Raw genomic sequence first — 17,213 nt, 5'->3', positions numbered from 1 at the left:
CGGAGACCCTCAGCCCTCGTCCAGGGCCAGCGGGGCGTGGCCCGGGTTGGAGAGCGAGAGCACGACCGCGGCGACGTTCGGGTGCTCGAGCAGGGTGTCCTCGACGCGCTGCAGCATCATCGCGGCCTCACTCTCACGCTCGTCCCCGGCCAGGTCCACCGCCCCCACGATGAGCATGCGCTCCGGCCCGACGTACTCGAGGTGCAGGTAGCTGACCGAGACGACCTCGGGCCGCTCCTGGAGCCAGCGCAGCGCGCGGGCGCGCACGGCCGGGTCACCCACCTCGCCGACGAGGAACGCCATGTTGCGGGCGAGCAGGAAGACCGCCACGACGCCGAGCAGGACGCCCACGAGGATGGAGCCGACGGCGTCCCAGCGGGCGTCGCCCGTGACCTGGTGCAGGAACATGGCCGCCGCGGCGATCACGAGGCCCGTGAGGGCCGAGGCGTCCTCCACCCACACCGCACGGAGCGTGGGGTCGGAGGTGCGCTGGAGGAACTGGAAGCGGCTGATGCGCCGTTCCTCGGCGTCCCTGTTCACGCGGCGATGCGCGTTGAGGAAGGAGTAGCCCTCGAGCACGAAGGCGACGGCGAGCACGATGTACGCGAGCGTGTAGTCCGACTCCCCCTCGTCCACGCCCCACACCGAGATGCCGTGCCACACGGAGACGGCGGCGCCGACGGCGAACAGGCCGAACGCCGCGACCATGGACCACACGTAGGCGGCGCGGCCGTAGCCGAGGGGGTGCCGCTCGTCCGCGGCCTTGACCGCCCGCTTCTCCGCGAGGAGCAGGAAGACCTCGTTGCCGGCGTCCGCCCACGAGTGCGCGGCCTCCGCGACCATGGCCGCCGATCCGGTGATCGCGCCGACCACCGACTTCACGATCGCGATCGCCGCGTTCACGCCGAGGGCGATGAGGACGGTCAGCAGGCCCTCGCCGCCTCCGTCCTGCGACGTCGTCCTGGGTGCTTCCTCGAGGCCGGTGTGACTCATGGGCAGAAGTCTGCTCCCTTCCGGCCCGAATTCCCCGCGCGGAGGGCCGTGCCGGCCGCGCGAAATCCGTCACTCATGGAGCTCGCGGTCGGTCGGCGCGCCTCACTCCTGGGCGGACCCGGCGTCCCCCCGCGCCCAGTGCTCGCCGCGCCGGGCCAGGAACGCCTCCTCGGGCCAGCTGCTGACGCCGGTGACGCGCACCCGGGTGACACGCCCGTCGTCGTCGAGCTCGAAGGGGATGCGCTCCCCCGCGGCGCCGAAGCCGTCCGTGTCCTCCACGCGCAGCGTGGTGGCGTCCAGGGCGCGCAGCTCCTCCTTCGCGTCGAGGGGGCCGGGGGTGGTGGGGTCGAGGCGGACGAGCCGGTCACCGCCGCGCACGATGTCCATCTCCCCCCACAGCGAGACGTAGCGGCCGGTGAGGCGGTCCAGATCGGCGGGTGCGACGCCGTCGGGCAGGGCCTGCCAGTCCGCGGCGGGCGCCGTGAGCAGGTCCACGAGCTGAAGGAGCCCGACGGCGAGCGACTCGGCCGGCCCGTCCACCGCGTTGGTGAGGACGCAGACCGCGAGCCCGTCCGTCGGGTCCACGAGCGTGCGGGTGATCTGCCCGGGGAACCCGCCCGAGTGGCCGACCATCCGCCGCTCCCCCACCGTCGTTCCGATGAGGCCGAGTCCGTAGGTGCCCGTGCCGGTGACGCGCTCGAACGTGGCCTCGGCGCGGTGCATGAGGCGCAGGGTGCGGTCGGTGAGGAGTTCCCTGCGCCCCAGCGCGAGGGCGCCGAAGAACCTGCTGAGCTCCTCGGCGCGGGAGACGAAGCCGGTGGCGGCCGCGAGCGCGCCGGTGGTGGCCTGGTCGATGGTCACGCGCCGGCGGTCGCGGCCCGTGCCGTGCGCGCGGGTGTGGCCGACGGCGGCACGGCGGTCGAGCTCGTCCGTGAGCTCGGGGTGGGTGTCCGTCAGGCCCAGGCGCGCGACGACGTCGTCCGCCACGTGCTCGGCGTAGTCCCGGCCCGTGACCTGCTCGATGATCGCGCCGAGGACCCCGTAGCCGATGTTCGAGTACTTGAAGTGCTCCTGCGGGGCATAGGCGGCGCCGTGCTCCCGGACGACCGCGAGGAGGGCCTCCGGGTCGAGGAAGTCCTCGTCGAGCACCCAGAAGTCGGCGTCCACGCCGTCGCGGATCGCGCCGGAGGTATGGCTGAGCAGCTCGCGGACGGTGGCGCCTGCGAGGGGGGTGTCCGCGCAGCGCGGGAGGAGGTCGGCCACGGTGTCGTCCAGCCGCAGGCGACCGTCCTCGACGAGGCGCAGCACGGCGACGGCGGTGAACGTCTTGGAGTGGCTGGCCACCCGGAAGAGGTGGTCCGTGGTGAGGGGATCGCCCGAGGACTCGTCCGCGACGCCGAACGCCTCGGAGAGGACCAGCTCGTCCCCGATCCGGACGGCGACCTGAGCGCCCGGGACCTGGCGGGTCTCCACCTGCGTGGCGATCCATCGGGAGAGGTAGGGGGCGATCTCGCGGAGGCGGGCGGGGGTGAGCTGCGGCGGCGTGCGGGTGACCATGGTCACCCACCCTACGACCGGGCCGAGGCGCTGGAGGGCACCGCCGGTGTCGACCGGCGCACCCTCGCCTTCGAGAGCACCTCGGTGGGCTACACGACGACGGCCCAGCGCGTCAGCCGCACGCGGCGCCGGTACTCCCTTGCGCAGGGACGCACACGCCTGCACAGCGAGTTCGACGTGGCGGCCGCGTCCTGCCGGCTCGCGGTGGGACGCTCGCTCGAGGGGTGCTCGGGGGCGCTGCGCCCCTGCCGCATCCATTCGACCTCGGCGAGCGAGGGGATCGGCGGGGCGTCGGCCTCCTCCGCTCGGCGCGACACGGCCCTCAGCGCCGGGGCTTGCGCCGCGGACGCCCGGTCCACGCCAGGTAGACGCTGCCGCCGGTGAGCGCGGCTCCTCCGGCGGCGACCACGGGCGCCGCGTACCGGCCGAGCTGGTCCTTGTAGGCCACGAGCACGTTGGTGCCGCCGGAGATCATCGCGGCCACCACCATCGCGGCCACGATCCGGTCCCCCGTGCGCTCGACGCGGGCGACGAGGGGCTCGAGCTCGCCGGTCTTGAGGTTCACGTCCACGCCGCCGTCGTCGAGGCGCTCGAGGAACTTGCGCGCGTACCCGGGCAGGTCGAAGCCGAGCTCGGCCGCAGCCGCGGCTGCGCCGGCCACGCGTGCGGCGAGGCGCCGGGGGTTCAGATGCTCCCCGGCCATGCGCGCGGCGAACGGGGTGAGGACGAAGGAGTAGTCGAAGCCCGGGTGGAGCCGCACGCCGACGCCGTCCACGATGATCAGCATCCGGCACAGCTGCACGAGCTCCGGCGGCAGCGCCAGCCGGTGGTGCCGCACGATCGCGAAGACCTGGGAGACGATCTGGTCCACGCGGATCTCCGCGAGCTCGGCGCCGTCGAGGCGGGAGGTGATGCGGAAGACCTCCCAGCGCAGGCGGCGCCGGTCCACGGTGCCTCGCGGAGGCGCGATCTCCAGGAGCCCCCGCACGAGCCCGTCGGTGTCCTGGCTCGCGAACGCCATCGCCATGCGGGCGAACTGGCGTCGGACAGCGGGGCTGATCCGGCCGACGGAGCCGAAGTCGATGAACCCGATCGTGCCGTCGGACTCGATGAACAGGTTGCCCGCATGAGGGTCCGCGTGGAACACCCCGTGCTCGAACACCATGCGCAGCAGGACGTCGGCGGCGCGGTAGGCGAGGTCCTCCCGGTCCACGCCGGCGGCGTCCAGGGCGTCGACGTCGTCCACCCGCAGGCCGGAGAGGCGCTGCATGGTCAGCACGCGCGAGGACGTGGTCTCCCAGTCGATCCACGGGAAGCGCACGCCCGGAGTGCCGGCGAAGTTGGCCGCGATCTCCTCGCACGCCCGCGCCTCCACGAGGTAGTCCAGCTCGGCCCGCAGGGAGCGGTCGAACTGCTCCACCATCCCCACGATGTCCATGTCCTGCAGTGTCCGGAAGGCACGGGAGAGGCGCCCGGCCAGCGTCCGCAGGATCTCCAGGTCGGTCTGGACCTCCTCCACCACGCCGGGCTTGCGGATCTTCACGACGACGTCACGCCCGTCCCGCAGCCGCGCCAGGTGCGCCTGGCCGATCGAGGCGGTCGCCAGCGGCGTCGTGTCGAACCACGCGAAGATCTCGTCCACGGAGGCCCCGAAGTCCTCGCGCACGGTCTCGGCGAGCGCCTCGAACGGGATCGGGGTGGTGCTGTCCGTCAACCGGGCGAACGCACGGCAGTAGCTCTCCGGGAAGAGGTCGGGCCGGGTCGAGATCAGCTGGCCCAGCTTCACGAACGTGGTCCCGAGCTCCTCGAAGGTGCGCACCACGAGCTCGGGGCGGGCGGCGGCGTCGACGCCTCCCAGGTGAGCCTGCCGGTCCGTGGCGGGCAGCCAGCGGCCGAGCCCGGCCTGCACGGCCGTCGCGTAGAGGCCGTTCCGGGACATGACGTGGGCGATCTCACGGTAGCGCTGGAGCTGGCGGGCCATGGGGTCCACGCTACGCGAGGGGACGGCCCGCCCCTACCGCCTGGCGTAGCGCAGCATGTTCGGCCGGCACGGCGCCTCGGCGGCGATCAGCATGTCCGGCGCCACCGTCCCCTCGGCCCGGAGGGAGAAGAGCCGGTCCACCACGCGGTCTCGCACGCCGTACGGGCTGACCGCGTTGACGTTGATCTTCGTCGCGCCCTCGAAGCCGGCCAGCGTGGAGACACGCCACTTGAGGCACACCCGCCACGGCATGCCGGCCTCGACGTCGGCCGGGCGGGTGTGCCACTCCTCGTTGCAGGGCACGTCCGCGCCGGTCGCGGCGTGGGCGGCGTGGAGCAGGTCGGACATGCCGCGCAGCTCCTCGGGCGCCTGGGCCCACGGATCCGACTCCGCGCTCTTGGAGTACACCTCGAGGGTCGGGTAGCGGTGCCCGAAGCCGGCGAACATGACGGCGTGCTCGTTCTCCGCGATCACCAGGTTGTGGCGGGCCGCGTAGTTGACGGCGTCCTCGTTGAAGACGTTCGGGTCGGCGCGCAGCCGCGCGAGCACCGCCTCGTTCTGCGCTCCACGCTCGTCGATGGCCACCAGCTGCTTGTGCAGGTGGTCGAAGGAGGCGCCGGCGGGCTTGAGCCAGTTCTGGAACACCGAGACGTAGCGGACGTCGCGGTTGGCCTCGTACAGCGCGCGGGCGGCCTCCGCGGTGAAGGCGATGAACGCGTGGTGCTCGTCCAGGGTCAGCGTGCCGGCGCTGGCCAGCCGGTGGTCGTCCGCGGCGCCGTCCACGTAGTGGCGCCGGGCGATGATCACGTCGTGCCCGCCGCCGAAGAACCCCGAGGCCGCATCGATCGTCTCGTCCTCGGACATCGCGTCGATCTCGTCGGGGCTCCTCCCCGCGGCCCGCAGCTTCGTCTCGACGACGGCGCGCACGTGGGCCCGGCCGGCCTCCGAGGCGAGGTAGTCATCGCGGTGGCGCCGCGCCGCCGTCGTGAGCGCGTAGCCGTAGTTGGCGCGCCAGTAGTCGTAGCTGAGGATCTCGAAGAGGTTGGGGACCCGGCGGAACGCGGCGACGGTGTCGAAGAGGTGCTCAGCACCGAGGCCGGCGAGGGTCTCGAAGGACCCTCCCGCGCCGCGGACGACGCGGGCTTTCTCCGGCGGGGTCTCCAGGTATCGCCCCGCGCAGAACGCGCAGTGACGGTCGTGCTCAGCCGGATCGAGGGGGCGCGGCTCCGGCCGCGCGAGCCCCAGCGGGCGGTTGGCCCGCCCCGGGACGGTCCACACCTCGGTGCCGCTGAACGGGTTGACCTGCTTGATCGTGCCGTCCGCCATGGTGCGGAGGAACTGCGGCGCGTGCTGGTGGGGCTGGAGCATGGCTCTCCTCGCGGGGCGGCGGCGGCGGCGTCGGCGTCGGCGTCGGCGTCGGCGTCGGCGTCGGGACCAGGCTAGCGGCCCCTCCCGTGCCGTCTCGGCTCACCGGGCCATCCGCGGCGCGAGCGTCTGCCGGATTTCGCTGACCACGACGGGACCGACGTTCCGACGCCGGAGCGGTGAGGCGCCGATGCGTCTGCCTGCTGCCACGGATGGCGGTGGTCTGCGTCCTTCGCCCAGACTCGGGCGCGCAGCTGACCTCGTCTACAGGGTCCCCGCCGCGCTCGCGATCGCCCGGTAGTCCGCGGCGAGCGAGTCCAGCGTCGCGTGGGCATTGAGCCCGCTCGGATTCGGCGCCACGAACAGGCGGGTGCTCGGCCACGGCGAGTCCTGCTCCCCCAGGCGCGCCTTCGGCACGCCGAACGCCGTCCGGTAGGAGGTCACCCCCAGCACCGCGACGGCGGCGGGCGCGTGCGCGGTGACGAGGGCGTCCAGCCGGGCGGGGGCGGCCTCGAGCTCGGCCCGCACGAGCTCGTCGGCGCGGGCCGTGGCCCGCGGGACCAGGTTGGAGATGCCGATGCCCTTCGCCCGGAGCTCGGCCAGGCCGACGTCGGGATAGCCGCCGGAGGCGTCGATGAGGTGCGAGGTGATGCCGGCCCGGTGCAGGGCCGGGTAGAAGCGGTTGCCGGGTCGGCCGAAGTGCGCGCCCGTGGCGGCGCTCCACAGGCTCGGGTTGATGCCCACGAACAGCAGGCGCAGCGGGTCCGGGAGCAGGTCCGGCACGGTGCGGTCGCGGAACTCCTGGAGCTCGGCCTGGGTGAAGCGCATGCCGACACCCTGGCACAGGTACCCTGGCCCTTGCCCGTCCTCGTCCGCATCACGCCCCTGGAGGCTCCATGTCGTCTCGCATCCATCATCCCGGACTGAAGGCCAAGGTGATGTCCGCGGCGGAGGCGGCGGCGTTCATCCAGCCGGGGACCACGGTGGGCATGAGCGGCTTCACCGGATCGGGCTACCCGAAGGCCGTGCCCATGGCGCTCGCCGAGCGCATCAAGGCCGCGCACGCCCGCGGCGAGGACTTCCGCATCAACCTCCACACCGGCGCCTCCACGTCCACGGAGATGGACGGCGCGCTCGCCGAGGCCGACGGCGTCGCGCTGCGCACCCCGTTCAACACGGACCCCACGATGCGCGCGAGGATCAACGCGGGTGAGACGGAGTACATCGACACGCACCTCTCCCACCTGGCCCAGACCGTGTGGGAGGGCTTCTACGGCCCGATGCACACCGCCGTGGTCGAGGTGTCCGCGATCCGGGAGAACGGCCGGCTCGTGCCGAGCTCGTCCGTGGGCAACAACAAGTCCTGGCTGGACCTCGCAGACCAGGTGATCCTCGAGGTGAACTCGTGGCAGAGCGAGGACCTGGACGGCCTGCACGACGTCTACTACGAGACCGCCCTGCCGCCGCACCGCAAGCCGGTCGGGGTCACCCACCCGGCGGATCGCATCGGCGTCACGGACTTCGGCGTGGATCCGGCCAAGGTGGTGGCCGTCGTCGAGACCCATGCGCCGGACCGCAACTCGGCGTTCAAGCCCGCCGACGCCGACTCGGTGGCCATCGCCCAGCACCTCGTGGAGTTCTTCGAGCACGAGGTGGCCCAGGGCCGGTACGACGAGCGCCTGCTGCCGTTGCAGTCGGGCGTGGGCAACGTGGCGAACGCCGTGATGGCCGAACTCGTGAAGTCCCGCTTCCACGGGCTGACCGCCTTCACCGAGGTGGTGCAGGACGGCATGCTCGACGCGCTGGACTCGGGAACCCTCTCCATGGCCTCGTGCACGGCGTTCTCGCTCTCCACGGAGGCCGCCGAGCGCTTCAACTCCCACGTGAACCAGTACCGGGACAAGCTCATCATCCGCACCCAGGAGATCTCCAACCACCCGGAGCTCGTGCGCCGCCTCGGCATCCTGGCGATGAACGGCATGCTCGAGGCCGACCTCTACGGCAACCTGAACTCCACGCACCTCATGGGCACGAAGATGATGAACGGCCTCGGCGGCTCCGGCGACTTCGCCCGCAACGCGTTCACCTCGTTCTTCCTCACGCCGTCCGTCGCGAAGAACGGGGCGATCTCCTGCATCGTGCCGATGGTCTCCCACGTGGACCACACCGAGCACGACGTGCACGTGCTGGTCACCGAGCAGGGCCTGGCCGACCTGCGCGGCCTCTCCCCCAAGCAGCGCGCCCGCACGATCATCGACACGTGCGCGCACCCGGACTACAGGGAGCAGCTGCGGGACTACTTCGACCGCGCGATGCGCGGGTCGGACGGCCTGCACACCCCACACCTGCTGGGCGAGGCCCTGTCCTGGCACCAGCGCTTCCTCGAGACCGGGACGATGCGTCACGGCTGACGGCCCGCCGGACGGGACACCCACGAGACACCTGCGGGACACCTGCGACGGGGCACCCTACGATGAGCCGTACCTCGCCCCTGTGGCCGAGGTCTCACCGTCTCTCGCACCTCGGAGGAGTCCCATGACCTCGCCCACCGGTGGGTCCACCGCCGCCGACGCCTCACCCCGGAATCGCGCCCCCGGGGGCCTGCTCAACAGGTTCCTCAACGTGATCGAATGGAGCGGCAACAAGCTCCCGGACCCGATCATCATCTTCGCGGGCCTCTGCGCCCTGACCCTGGTGGCGTCCGCCGTGGCCGGCCTGGGCGGCTGGAGCGCGGTCCACCCGGGCACGGGTGAGACCCTCGTGGCGACCAATCTGCTCAGCACGGAGGGCATGCGCGTCGTCATCGGCGACGCCGCCAAGACCTTCGGCGCCTTCGCCCCGCTGGGACAGGTGCTCATCATCATGCTGGGCATCGGCGTGGCCGAGCGGTCGGGCTGGTTCGAGGTCGGCCTGACGCAGTCCATGACCAGCGCCCCCAAGGGCCTGATCATCCCCGCGATCGCGCTCATCGGATTGCTGGGCAACGTCGCCGGCGACGCCGCCCCGATCGTGCTGCCCCCGCTGGCCGCCCTGATCTTCCACAAGCTGGGCTGGCACCCGATCGCCGGCATCGCCCTGGCCTACGCGGCCGCGACCGGGGGCTTCGCGGCGAACCTGATGATCGGCATGTCCGACGCCCTGGTCCAGGGCTTCACCCAGGAGGCCGCCGTCATCATCGATCCCGACATCGAGACGACCGTCCCGATGAACTGGTGGTTCATCGCCGCCTCCGTCGTCGTCCTCCTGCCGGTGCTGTGGCTCATCACCACCAAGGTCGCGATCCCCCGCCTGGGCACCTACCAGGAGGCGGACGACGTCGAGGCCGGGGACATGGAGATCACCGACGTCCAGCGCCGGGCCAACCGCTGGGCCCTGGTGGCGCTGGCGCTGTTCGCCGCGCTCGTCGTGGCCGCCTGCATCCCCCAGGGCTCGTTCCTGCGCAACGCCGAGACCGGCTCCCTGACCACCGACGCGCCCCTGATGAACGGCATCGGGCTGATCCTTGCCCTGGCGTTCTTCATCCCGGGGCTGGTCTACGGGGTCCGGGCGAAGACGATCACGCGCTCCTCGGACGTCGCCCGCATGATGGTGGAGTCCATGGCCACGATGGCCAGCTTCATCGTCGTCGTGTTCTTCGCCTCGCAGCTGCTGTCCTACGTGAGCGCGTCCAACATGGGCGCCATCCTGGCCATCCGCGGCGCCGAACTGCTCGAGGGCCAGGACGGCATCGTGCTGATCCTCGGGATCATCGCGATCTCCGCCGTCGTGAACCTCTTCGTCGGGTCGGCCTCCGCCAAGTGGGCGATCCTGGCGCCGATCTTCATCCCGATGATGATGCTGCTGGGCTACCACCCGGCGTTCACGCAGATGGTGTACCGCATCGGCGACGCCGTCACGAACCCGATCACGCCCATGTTCCCGTACTTCGCCCTCGTGCTGACCTACGCCCAGCGCTACGACAAGAAGCTCGGCATCGGCACGTTCATCTCCACGCTGGTGCCATACTCGCTCGCGATGGGCCTGGTGTGGACCGCCATGATGGTCGTCTGGTACCTGCTGGGCTGGCCGATGGGGCCGGACGGCCCCATCCACCTGCCCACCCCGTGACGTCCCGCCCCGACCGAGAGGAGACCCCCATGTCCGCCGACATCGACGCCTACCAGGACCAGCTCGTCGCCTGGCGCCGTCACCTGCACCAGCACCCGGAGGCCTCGTTCGAGGAGCACGAGACCGTCCGCTACATCCGTGCCGAGCTGGAGCCGCGCCTGCCGGGCGCCACGTTCGAGAACCTCACGCCGACGAGCCTGGTGGTGACCCTGGACACCGGCCGCCCCGGCCCCACCCTGGGTCTGCGCGCGGACATCGACGGGCTGGCCATGACCGAGGACCGCCCCGACCTGGACTTCGCCTCGACGACGCCGGGTCGCATGCACGGCTGCGGTCACGACGGGCACACGGCCACCATCATGTCCGCCCTGGTCTGGGCGCACGATCACCTGGACGAGCTGACCGGCACCGTGCTCGGCATCTTCCAGCATGCGGAGGAGACCCCGCCCGGCGGCGCCAAGGAGATGGTGGAGACGGGCCGGTTCGCGGACGTCGACTACTTCTTCGGCTTCCACTACTGGAGCACCCTCCCCACGGGCACGGTGGACATCAAGCCCGGCCCGGCCTCGGCGAACTCGGACCTGTTCGAGGTGCACCTGCGGGGCGAGGGCGCCCACGCGTCCACCCCGGAGGACGCCGTGGACGTGGTCACCGCGGCCAGCTCCCTGATCCAGCAGTTCCTGCTCATCCCGTCCCGCCGGGTGGCCGGCCTGGACCCGTGCGTGGTGTCCACCACCTGGATGGACGCCGGGCGTCAGTCGGCGCTGAACGTGTACCCGCCGGAGGCGCACATCGGTGGAGTGGTCCGCACGCATGACGACGACGTGCGGGACACGGTCGAGGCGGCGATGCGGGACATGGTCCGCGGCCTGGAGACGGCGAACCCCGGTCTGCGCTGCGAGCTGGACTACCTGCGCGGCTACGACATGGTGTGGAACGACCCGGCCCGCACCGCTGTGGTCCATGAGCTGTGCGAGGACCTGTTCCCGGGCTCGGTGATCACCGACCCGCCGATGCTCGGCGGCGAGGACTTCGCGGCCTTCTCCCGGACCGCGCCCGCCACGTACGTGTTCGTGGGGGCCGGCAACGCCGCCAAGGGCTTCGACGCAGGTCACCACAACCCGCGGTTCGGTCTGGATGAGGACGCCTTCCCGATCGCCCTGCGGCTGGTCGTCGAGGTCCTGCGGAACGGGCCGCGCCTCGCGGCGGGGTGAGATCACGCCGGCTCCGGGCACGTGCCCGGAGCCGGCCCAGGGCCGCAGGACCGGCGACGGCGTCAGCGGCGCCCGCCCTGCTCCCGCTCGGGGATTCCCGCGGCCCACAGGGCGGCCGCGATGAGGGCGGGCTGGCCGAACAGCCGCGCCAGGCGGCGGCCGTCCGTGTCCAGCCCGAAGCCGTCCTTGCGCTCGGCGTACTGCCCGATGTTCCCGGGGTAGATCGCGGTGTAGAAGGCCGCCAGGGCGGTGCCGGTCAGGCGGCGCTGCCCGGGGAGCGCCAGCAGAGCGGCCCCGAGGCCGATCTCGGCCACGCCGGATCCGAGCACCACGAGGTCCGCCGGGAGCGGGACCCACGAGGGCACCTGGGCGCGGAACTCACGGCGCGCCACGGTGAGGTGGGACAGCCCCGCGGCGGTCATGAACCCGCCGAGGCCGAGGCGGGCGGCGGTCTGGGAGAGGGGGACGGGCTGCCGGTGCTTCGTCATCACGCCTCCCCGAGCTCGAGGACGACGTCGATGTTGCCCCGGGTGGCGTTCGAGTAGGGGCACACCTGATGCGCCTGCTCCATGAGGGTGCGGGCCTGGTCCGCGGGGACATTGGGGAGCACGACCTCGAGGGTGACCTCCAGGCCGAAGCCCTCACCCTGGCGGCCGATGCCCACGCGCGCGCCGACGGAGGAGTCGGTGATGTCGGCACGGGAGGCGCGGGCGACCATCTGCAGGGCCGAGTGGAAGCACGCGGCGTAGCCGGCGGCGAACAGCTGTTCGGGGTTGGTGCCCTGGCCGGAGCCGCCCATCTCGGTGGGCACGGCGAGGTCGAGGTCGACCCGCCCGTCGGTGGTGCGGACATGGCCGTCGCGGCCGGCGCCGGTGCTGAGCGCCTCGGCGGTGTAGATGGTCTCCATGGGAGGTCCTTTCATCCGCCCGCCCCGTACGGGACGAGTCGGCTCCAGCCTGCCACCCTGTTAGGTCGCGCGCAACCAAGTCGCTCCCCAGCGACCACTAGAATCGCTCCCATGGATGCCGCGCCGACCCCCAGCCTCGCCCTCGAGGACCAGCTCTGCTTCGCCCTGCACCGGGCGGCGCGCGCCGTCACGCGCGGCTACGGTCCCCTGCTGTCCCGCCTCGGCCTCACCTACCCGCAGTACCTCGTGATGCTCACCCTGTGGCAGGCGGAGAGTGATGCCTCGGCCGAGACGGATGCGTCGACGCCGAACGCCGCCGGGGCGCTGGGGGTCGGGGCGCTGCGGGACCGGCTCGGCATGGACAACGGCACCATCACGCCTCTGGTGCGGCGCCTGGCCGGCATGGGGCTCGTCACGCGGGAGCGCGACGTCCACGACGAGCGGCGCGTGCTGGTGCGGCTGACGGACGAGGGGCGGGCGCTGCGGGCGTCCGCCCGGACGGTCCCGGCGGACGCCCTCACCCGGATCCCCCTGGACGCCACCGAGCGCCGGGCCCTCATGGACCAGCTGAACCGGATCACCGAGGCCGTCGGGCCGCGCTGAGACGGCGGGAGCGGCCCGCGCGCGGAGCGCGGTCAGCGCACCCGGTCCAGGATCGCCCGGGCGACGGCGTCCGCCTCGCGCTCAGGCAGCCAGTGGTCTGCGTCGAGCGCCACGAACCGGTACTCCCCCGCCACCTGCCCCGCCGTGAGCTCGGCGGCCCGCGGGCCCAAGGCCGCATCCCGAGTGCCCCACACATACGTGGTGGGGACCGACACGGGCGCGTTGCGCGTGGTGCTCACCAGATCCGGGTTCGCCCGGTACCAGTTCACCGGGCCGCGCAGGCTCTGCGGGGTGGAGAACCGGCGGGCGTAGTGCTCCGCCCCGGGGACCTGCCCCCGCTGCAGCAGGGAACCCAGCCGTCGCGCGAGGATCCGTTCGGGGAGGGCCGGTGCCTGGAAGGCGGCGATGTACCAGCTGCGGCGCAGCTGGTCCGGGCCACGCAGGGCGCGGGCCAGGGCGGCCGGATGCGGCGTGGACAGGACCGTCAGGGACGCGACGCGCTCGGGGTGGGCGGTGGCCAGCGCCCAGGCGACGGCGCCGCCCCAGTCATGGCCGACGACGTGGACGCGCCGCGCCCCCGCCGCGTCCGCCAGTGCGACGGCGTCCCCCACGAGCGCCGGGAGGCGGTAGGCCGCCGTCGCCCGCGGAGCGGCCCCCGGGGAGTAGCCGCGCTGATCCGGGGCGAGGGTGCGCAGCCCCGCGGCGTGCAGCAGCGGCTCGACGTGCCTCCAGGACGTGGCGTCCTGCGGGAAGCCGTGCAGCAGCAGCACCACCTCCCCCTCGGCCGGCCCGCCGTCCCGGACGTCGAAGGTCAGGCCCTGATGCCGGAAGGTGTCCATGCCGCCCCCGAGTGCGCCGTCGCTCGTCACAGCCGGACGACCATCTTCCCGGTGTTGGCGCCCTCGAGCAGGTCGATGAACGCCTGGGGCGCGTTCTCCAGACCCTCCCGGACGGTCTCGTCCCACTGGATCTTCCCGTCGGCGACCCACGGGCCCACGCGCTCGAGGAACTCGGGACGGACCTGCGCCGCGTACTTCTGCAGGACGAAGCCGCGCAGGGTCAGGCGCTTGCCGATCGCCAGGGCGAGGTTGCGCGGGGCCGCCGGCGGCTCCGTCGAGTTGTACTGGGCGATCGCACCGCACATCGCCACGCGGCCGTCGACCCGCATCGCGGCGATGGCGGCCTCGAGGTGGTCGCCGCCCACGTTGTCGAAGTAGACGTCGATCCCCTCCGGCGCGGCCTCGGCCAGCAGGTCCGTGGGCGAGCCGTCGTGGTAGTTGAACGCGGCGTCGAAGCCCAGCTCCTTCACCCACGCCACCTTCTCGGGCGTGCCGGCCGAGCCGACGACGCGCGAGGCGCCCAGGAGGCGGGCGATCTGGCCGGCGACCGAGCCGACGGCCCCCGCGGCGCCCGAGATGAACACGGCGTCGCCCTCCTGCATCTCGGCCACGTGCACGAGGCCGGTGTAGGCGGTCAGACCCGTCATGCCCAGCACGCCAAGGTAGGTGCTGTCCGAGAGCTGGGAGGTGTCCACGACCTGGACGGTGTCGCCGTCGAGGACGGCGTGCTCGCGCCAGCCGAGGCCGTGGAGCACGGACGTGCCCTCCGGCACGTCCGCGTGGCGCGAGGCGATCACGGTGCCCACCGCGCCGCCGTCGAGCGGGGCGTCGAGCTGGAACGGGGGCACGTAGGACTCGACGTCGTTCATGCGGCCGCGCATGTACGGGTCCACGGACATCACGGTGTTGCGCACGAGGACCTGGCCCTCGGCGAGCTCGGGGAGCTCGACCTCCGTGAGGCGGAAGTTCTCCGGCGTCGGGGCGCCGTGGGGGCGGGAGGCGAGGTGGATCTCGCGCGTGTGGGTGGGGGTGCTCATGGTGGTCTCCTCGGGGGTCGAAGCGGCGGGCTCGGCGGGGGTCAGCGCGCGAGCAGGTCCAGGAGGCGGCGGGCGGCGTCGGCGGAGGAGGCCGGGTTCTGGCCGGTCACCAGGGTGCCGTCCGTGACCACGAAGCTCTCCTGATCCGGGCCCTTGCGGTAGTCCGCGCCGGCGGCGATCAGCGAGTCCTCGACGAGGAACGGGACGACGTCCGTCAGCTGGGCGGCCTCCTCCTCGCCGTTGGTGAACCCGGCGACCTGACGGCCGCGCACGAACGGGGTGCCGTCGGCAGTGGTGATCGGGTGCAGGATCCCGGGCCCGTGGCAGACGAGGCCGAGCGGGCGCCCGGCCGCGTCGCTGTCGAGGATGATCCGCTGGGAGTCGGCGTCGGACACCAGGTCCCACAGCGGGCCGTGACCGCCCGGGTAGAAGACGGCGTCGAACCCGTCCACGTCCACCTGCGCCAGGGGCGTGGTATGGGCCAGGGCGGCCTTGGCCTCCTCGTCCTGGTCGAACCGGCGGGTGGCGTCGGTCTGCATCTCCGGCTGCGAGCTCGTCGGGTCGATGGGCGGCTGGCCGCCGCGGGGCGAGGCGAGGGTGACCTCGTGGCCGGCGTCCGTGAAGACGTAGTAGGGCGAGGCGAACTCCTCGAGCCAGAACCCGGTCTTGCGGCCGGTGTCGCCCAGCTGGTCGTGCGAGGTGAGGATCATCAGGATGCGGGACATGTCTGGGGCCCTTTCGTTGGCGGGGGCTGCACTCTCATGGTCGTACACAACCGAATTGCGGGCAAGGGTGACGGCGCCCACCAGCCTCACGCCGCAGCGACGGCGAACCCGCCCCCGGGCGCAGGACTCGGGCCCGTCAAGGACGGTTCACGTGCGCGCAAGCCGGCCGTCACGACGGCGTCAGATCCCTGCCCGAGGGTGGCGAGCGTGGTCTCCCCCGACCAGCGGGGCCGACTCCGAGCAGAAGGGACCCGTCATGTCCTCCTCCACCACCGAAGCCCCGGAGCTGCAGCGCGCCGGCCTCCTGGGGCCCGACACCACCTGGCACCTCGCCTTCGGCGTGCTCGCCATCGGTGCGCTCGCCCTCTGCATCTCCTGGGCCCTCGGCTACACCGACACCGCCCACACGACGTTGCTGATCACCACGATCGTCGTGGGCATGTTCATGGCCTTCAACATCGGCGGCAACGACGTCGCGAACTCGTTCGGCACCTCGGTGGGCGCCGGCACGCTGACCCTGAAGCAGGCCCTGCTGGTGGCCGCGGTCTTCGAGGTCAGCGGCGCCGTGATCGCCGGCGGTGAGGTCACCGAGACCGTCCGCAGCGGCATCGTGGACCTCGACAGCGTGGCGCTGCCGCCGATGGACTTCGTGTACATCATGCTGGCGGCCCTGATCGGCGCCGCGGTCTGGCTGCTCATCGCCACCAAGATGGGCTGGCCGGTCTCCACGACGCACTCGATCGTCGGCGGCATCGTCGGTGCCGCGGTGACCCTGGGCCTGCAGACCGGCGCGGGCGGCTTCGAGATGGTGCAGTGGAGCGAGATCGGCACGATCGCGCTGTCCTGGGTCCTCTCCCCCGCGCTGGGTGGGCTGGTGGCCTGGGCCCTGTACCGGGCGATCAAGAAGCACATCCTCGTCTACAACGAGGAGGCCGACGCCAAGATGCGCGAGCTGCGGCTGGAGCGCATCGAGCTGCGGAAGAAGCACAAGACGGCGTTCGAGCGTCTTTCCGAGGTGCAGCAGATCGCCTACACCAACGCCATGGCCCGCGACGCCGCCACCAAGTCCTCCGGTCACGACTACGACGCGGACGAGCTGGAATCGGACTTCTACCGCGAGCTGGACGCGATCGAGTCCAAGGAGGACGAGGTCAACTCGCAGCACGCGCTGGAGATCTGGGTGCCGCTGCTGGCGGCCGGCGGTTCGATCGTCATCTCCTCGATGCTGCTGTTCAAGGGCCTGAAGAACCTGGACCTGAACATCGACAACGTCGGCAACATCCTCATCATGCTCATGGTGGGCGCCGCGGTGTGGATGGCCGTGTTCATCTTCGCCAAGACCCTGAAGAAGCAGTCCCTGTCCCGGTCGACCTACCTGCTGTTCAGCTGGATGCAGGTGTTCACGGCGTCCGCGTTCGCGTTCAGCCACGGCTCGAACGACATCGCCAACGCGGTGGGTCCGTTCGCGGCCATCGTGGACGTGCTGCGCACCGAGGAGATCAACGCCGAGGCCGCCGTGCCCGGGGCCCTCATGCTGGCCTGCGGCATCGGCCTGGTCTGCGGTCTGTGGTTCATCGGCCGCAACGTGATCAACACCGTCGGCACCGGGCTGACCGAGATGCATCCCGCCTCCGGCTTCACCGCCGAGCTCGCCGCGGCCGGCGTCGTCATGGCCGCGTCCATGCTGGCGCTGCCGGTCTCCTCGACGCACATCCTGATCGGTGCCGTGCTCGGCGTGGGCATCGTGAACCGCGCGGCGAACTGGGGTCTGATGAAGCCGATCGCGCTGGCCTGGGTCATCACCCTCCCGGCCGCCGCGCTCATCGGCGCCCTCGGCGTGACGGTGCTGCGCGCCGTGTTCGGGAGCTGATGCAGCGCCTCGGGC

Annotated in this window: 16 protein-coding genes; 5 read left to right on the top strand and 11 right to left on the bottom strand. The window is 72.1% G+C overall.

The features are described from left to right. Positions 1-9: 9 nt before the first annotated feature. The 6 genes from KZX60_RS08800 to KZX60_RS08775 form a co-directional block, all read right to left on the bottom strand. Entirely contained in the window at positions 10-993 is a 984-nt protein-coding gene (locus KZX60_RS08800; RefSeq protein ID WP_248117511.1) for a cation diffusion facilitator family transporter, read from the bottom strand. A gap of 102 nt (positions 994-1,095) precedes the next feature. After that, positions 1,096-2,550, bottom strand: a complete 1,455-nt coding sequence (locus tag KZX60_RS08795) for a serine hydrolase (protein ID WP_248117509.1) — start codon at positions 2,548-2,550, stop codon at positions 1,096-1,098. Between the two features lie 89 nt (positions 2,551-2,639). Next, the gene (locus KZX60_RS08790) at positions 2,640-2,867 is read right to left on the bottom strand and encodes a hypothetical protein (RefSeq protein WP_248117502.1); all 228 of its coding nucleotides are present in this window, start codon (positions 2,865-2,867) and stop codon (positions 2,640-2,642) included. 5 nt (positions 2,868-2,872) lie between these two features. Continuing rightward, positions 2,873-4,531 (bottom strand): AarF/UbiB family protein, encoded by a 1,659-nt coding sequence (locus tag KZX60_RS08785; RefSeq protein WP_248117500.1) that lies wholly within the window; start codon positions 4,529-4,531, stop codon positions 2,873-2,875. 33 nt (positions 4,532-4,564) lie between these two features. Next, positions 4,565-5,899, bottom strand: a complete 1,335-nt coding sequence (locus tag KZX60_RS08780; RefSeq protein WP_248117498.1) for a DUF4921 family protein — start codon at positions 5,897-5,899, stop codon at positions 4,565-4,567. A gap of 261 nt (positions 5,900-6,160) precedes the next feature. Further along, entirely contained in the window at positions 6,161-6,724 is a 564-nt protein-coding gene (locus KZX60_RS08775; protein WP_248117496.1) for a mismatch-specific DNA-glycosylase, read from the bottom strand. Positions 6,725-6,792: 68 nt separating this feature from the next. Between KZX60_RS08775 and KZX60_RS08770 the strand changes: the two genes are divergently transcribed. The 3 genes from KZX60_RS08770 (at position 6,793) to KZX60_RS08760 (ending at position 11,217) form a co-directional block, all read left to right on the top strand. Then, positions 6,793-8,307: an acetyl-CoA hydrolase/transferase family protein gene (locus KZX60_RS08770; RefSeq protein WP_248117494.1), complete on the top strand. Its 1,515-nt coding sequence runs from the start codon at positions 6,793-6,795 to the stop codon at positions 8,305-8,307. 124 nt (positions 8,308-8,431) lie between these two features. Continuing rightward, positions 8,432-10,003: an AbgT family transporter gene (locus KZX60_RS08765; RefSeq protein ID WP_248117492.1), complete on the top strand. Its 1,572-nt coding sequence runs from the start codon at positions 8,432-8,434 to the stop codon at positions 10,001-10,003. Positions 10,004-10,032: 29 nt separating this feature from the next. Continuing rightward, the gene (locus KZX60_RS08760) at positions 10,033-11,217 is read left to right on the top strand and encodes an amidohydrolase (RefSeq protein ID WP_248117490.1); all 1,185 of its coding nucleotides are present in this window, start codon (positions 10,033-10,035) and stop codon (positions 11,215-11,217) included. Positions 11,218-11,279: 62 nt separating this feature from the next. Here KZX60_RS08760 and KZX60_RS08755 read toward each other — a convergent pair whose 3' ends face one another. Both KZX60_RS08755 and KZX60_RS08750 read right to left on the bottom strand, forming a co-directional pair. Next, complete coding sequence (locus tag KZX60_RS08755; RefSeq protein ID WP_036382887.1) at positions 11,280-11,705, bottom strand: membrane protein; 426 nt, start codon at positions 11,703-11,705, stop codon at positions 11,280-11,282. Beyond that, on the bottom strand, positions 11,705-12,124 hold the full coding sequence (locus tag KZX60_RS08750; protein ID WP_248117488.1) for an organic hydroperoxide resistance protein: 420 nt from the start codon (positions 12,122-12,124) through the stop codon (positions 11,705-11,707). The genes KZX60_RS08755 and KZX60_RS08750 overlap by 1 nt, the downstream gene beginning before the upstream one ends. A 111-nt stretch (positions 12,125-12,235) precedes the next feature. Between KZX60_RS08750 and KZX60_RS08745 the strand changes: the two genes are divergently transcribed. Further along, positions 12,236-12,727 (top strand): MarR family transcriptional regulator, encoded by a 492-nt coding sequence (locus tag KZX60_RS08745; protein WP_248117486.1) that lies wholly within the window; start codon positions 12,236-12,238, stop codon positions 12,725-12,727. A 32-nt stretch (positions 12,728-12,759) separates the two neighbouring features. Here the strand turns inward: KZX60_RS08745 and KZX60_RS08740 are convergent, their stop codons facing one another. From KZX60_RS08740 to KZX60_RS08730, 3 genes are read right to left on the bottom strand one after another with little or no spacing between them, the layout of a single operon-like run. After that, positions 12,760-13,566, bottom strand: a complete 807-nt coding sequence (locus KZX60_RS08740) for an alpha/beta fold hydrolase (protein ID WP_248117484.1) — start codon at positions 13,564-13,566, stop codon at positions 12,760-12,762. Positions 13,567-13,592: 26 nt separating this feature from the next. Next, on the bottom strand, positions 13,593-14,603 hold the full coding sequence (locus KZX60_RS08735; RefSeq protein ID WP_248117482.1) for an NADP-dependent oxidoreductase: 1,011 nt from the start codon (positions 14,601-14,603) through the stop codon (positions 13,593-13,595). Between the two features lie 41 nt (positions 14,604-14,644). After that, positions 14,645-15,328, bottom strand: coding sequence for a type 1 glutamine amidotransferase domain-containing protein (locus KZX60_RS08730; protein WP_248117480.1), 684 nt, complete (start codon positions 15,326-15,328; stop codon positions 14,645-14,647). 256 nt (positions 15,329-15,584) lie between these two features. Here KZX60_RS08730 and KZX60_RS08725 point away from each other — a divergent pair, with 256 nt between their 5' ends. Then, the gene (locus KZX60_RS08725; RefSeq protein WP_248117478.1) at positions 15,585-17,198 is read left to right on the top strand and encodes an inorganic phosphate transporter; all 1,614 of its coding nucleotides are present in this window, start codon (positions 15,585-15,587) and stop codon (positions 17,196-17,198) included. Positions 17,199-17,213 lie beyond the last annotated feature (15 nt).

Source organism: Micrococcus sp. EYE_212 (assembly GCF_023147585.1).
Classification (GTDB): Bacteria; Actinomycetota; Actinomycetes; order Actinomycetales; family Micrococcaceae; genus Micrococcus.
The sequence above is the reverse complement of the archived record's forward strand: the minus strand, read 5'-3'. Positions and strand labels throughout refer to the sequence as shown.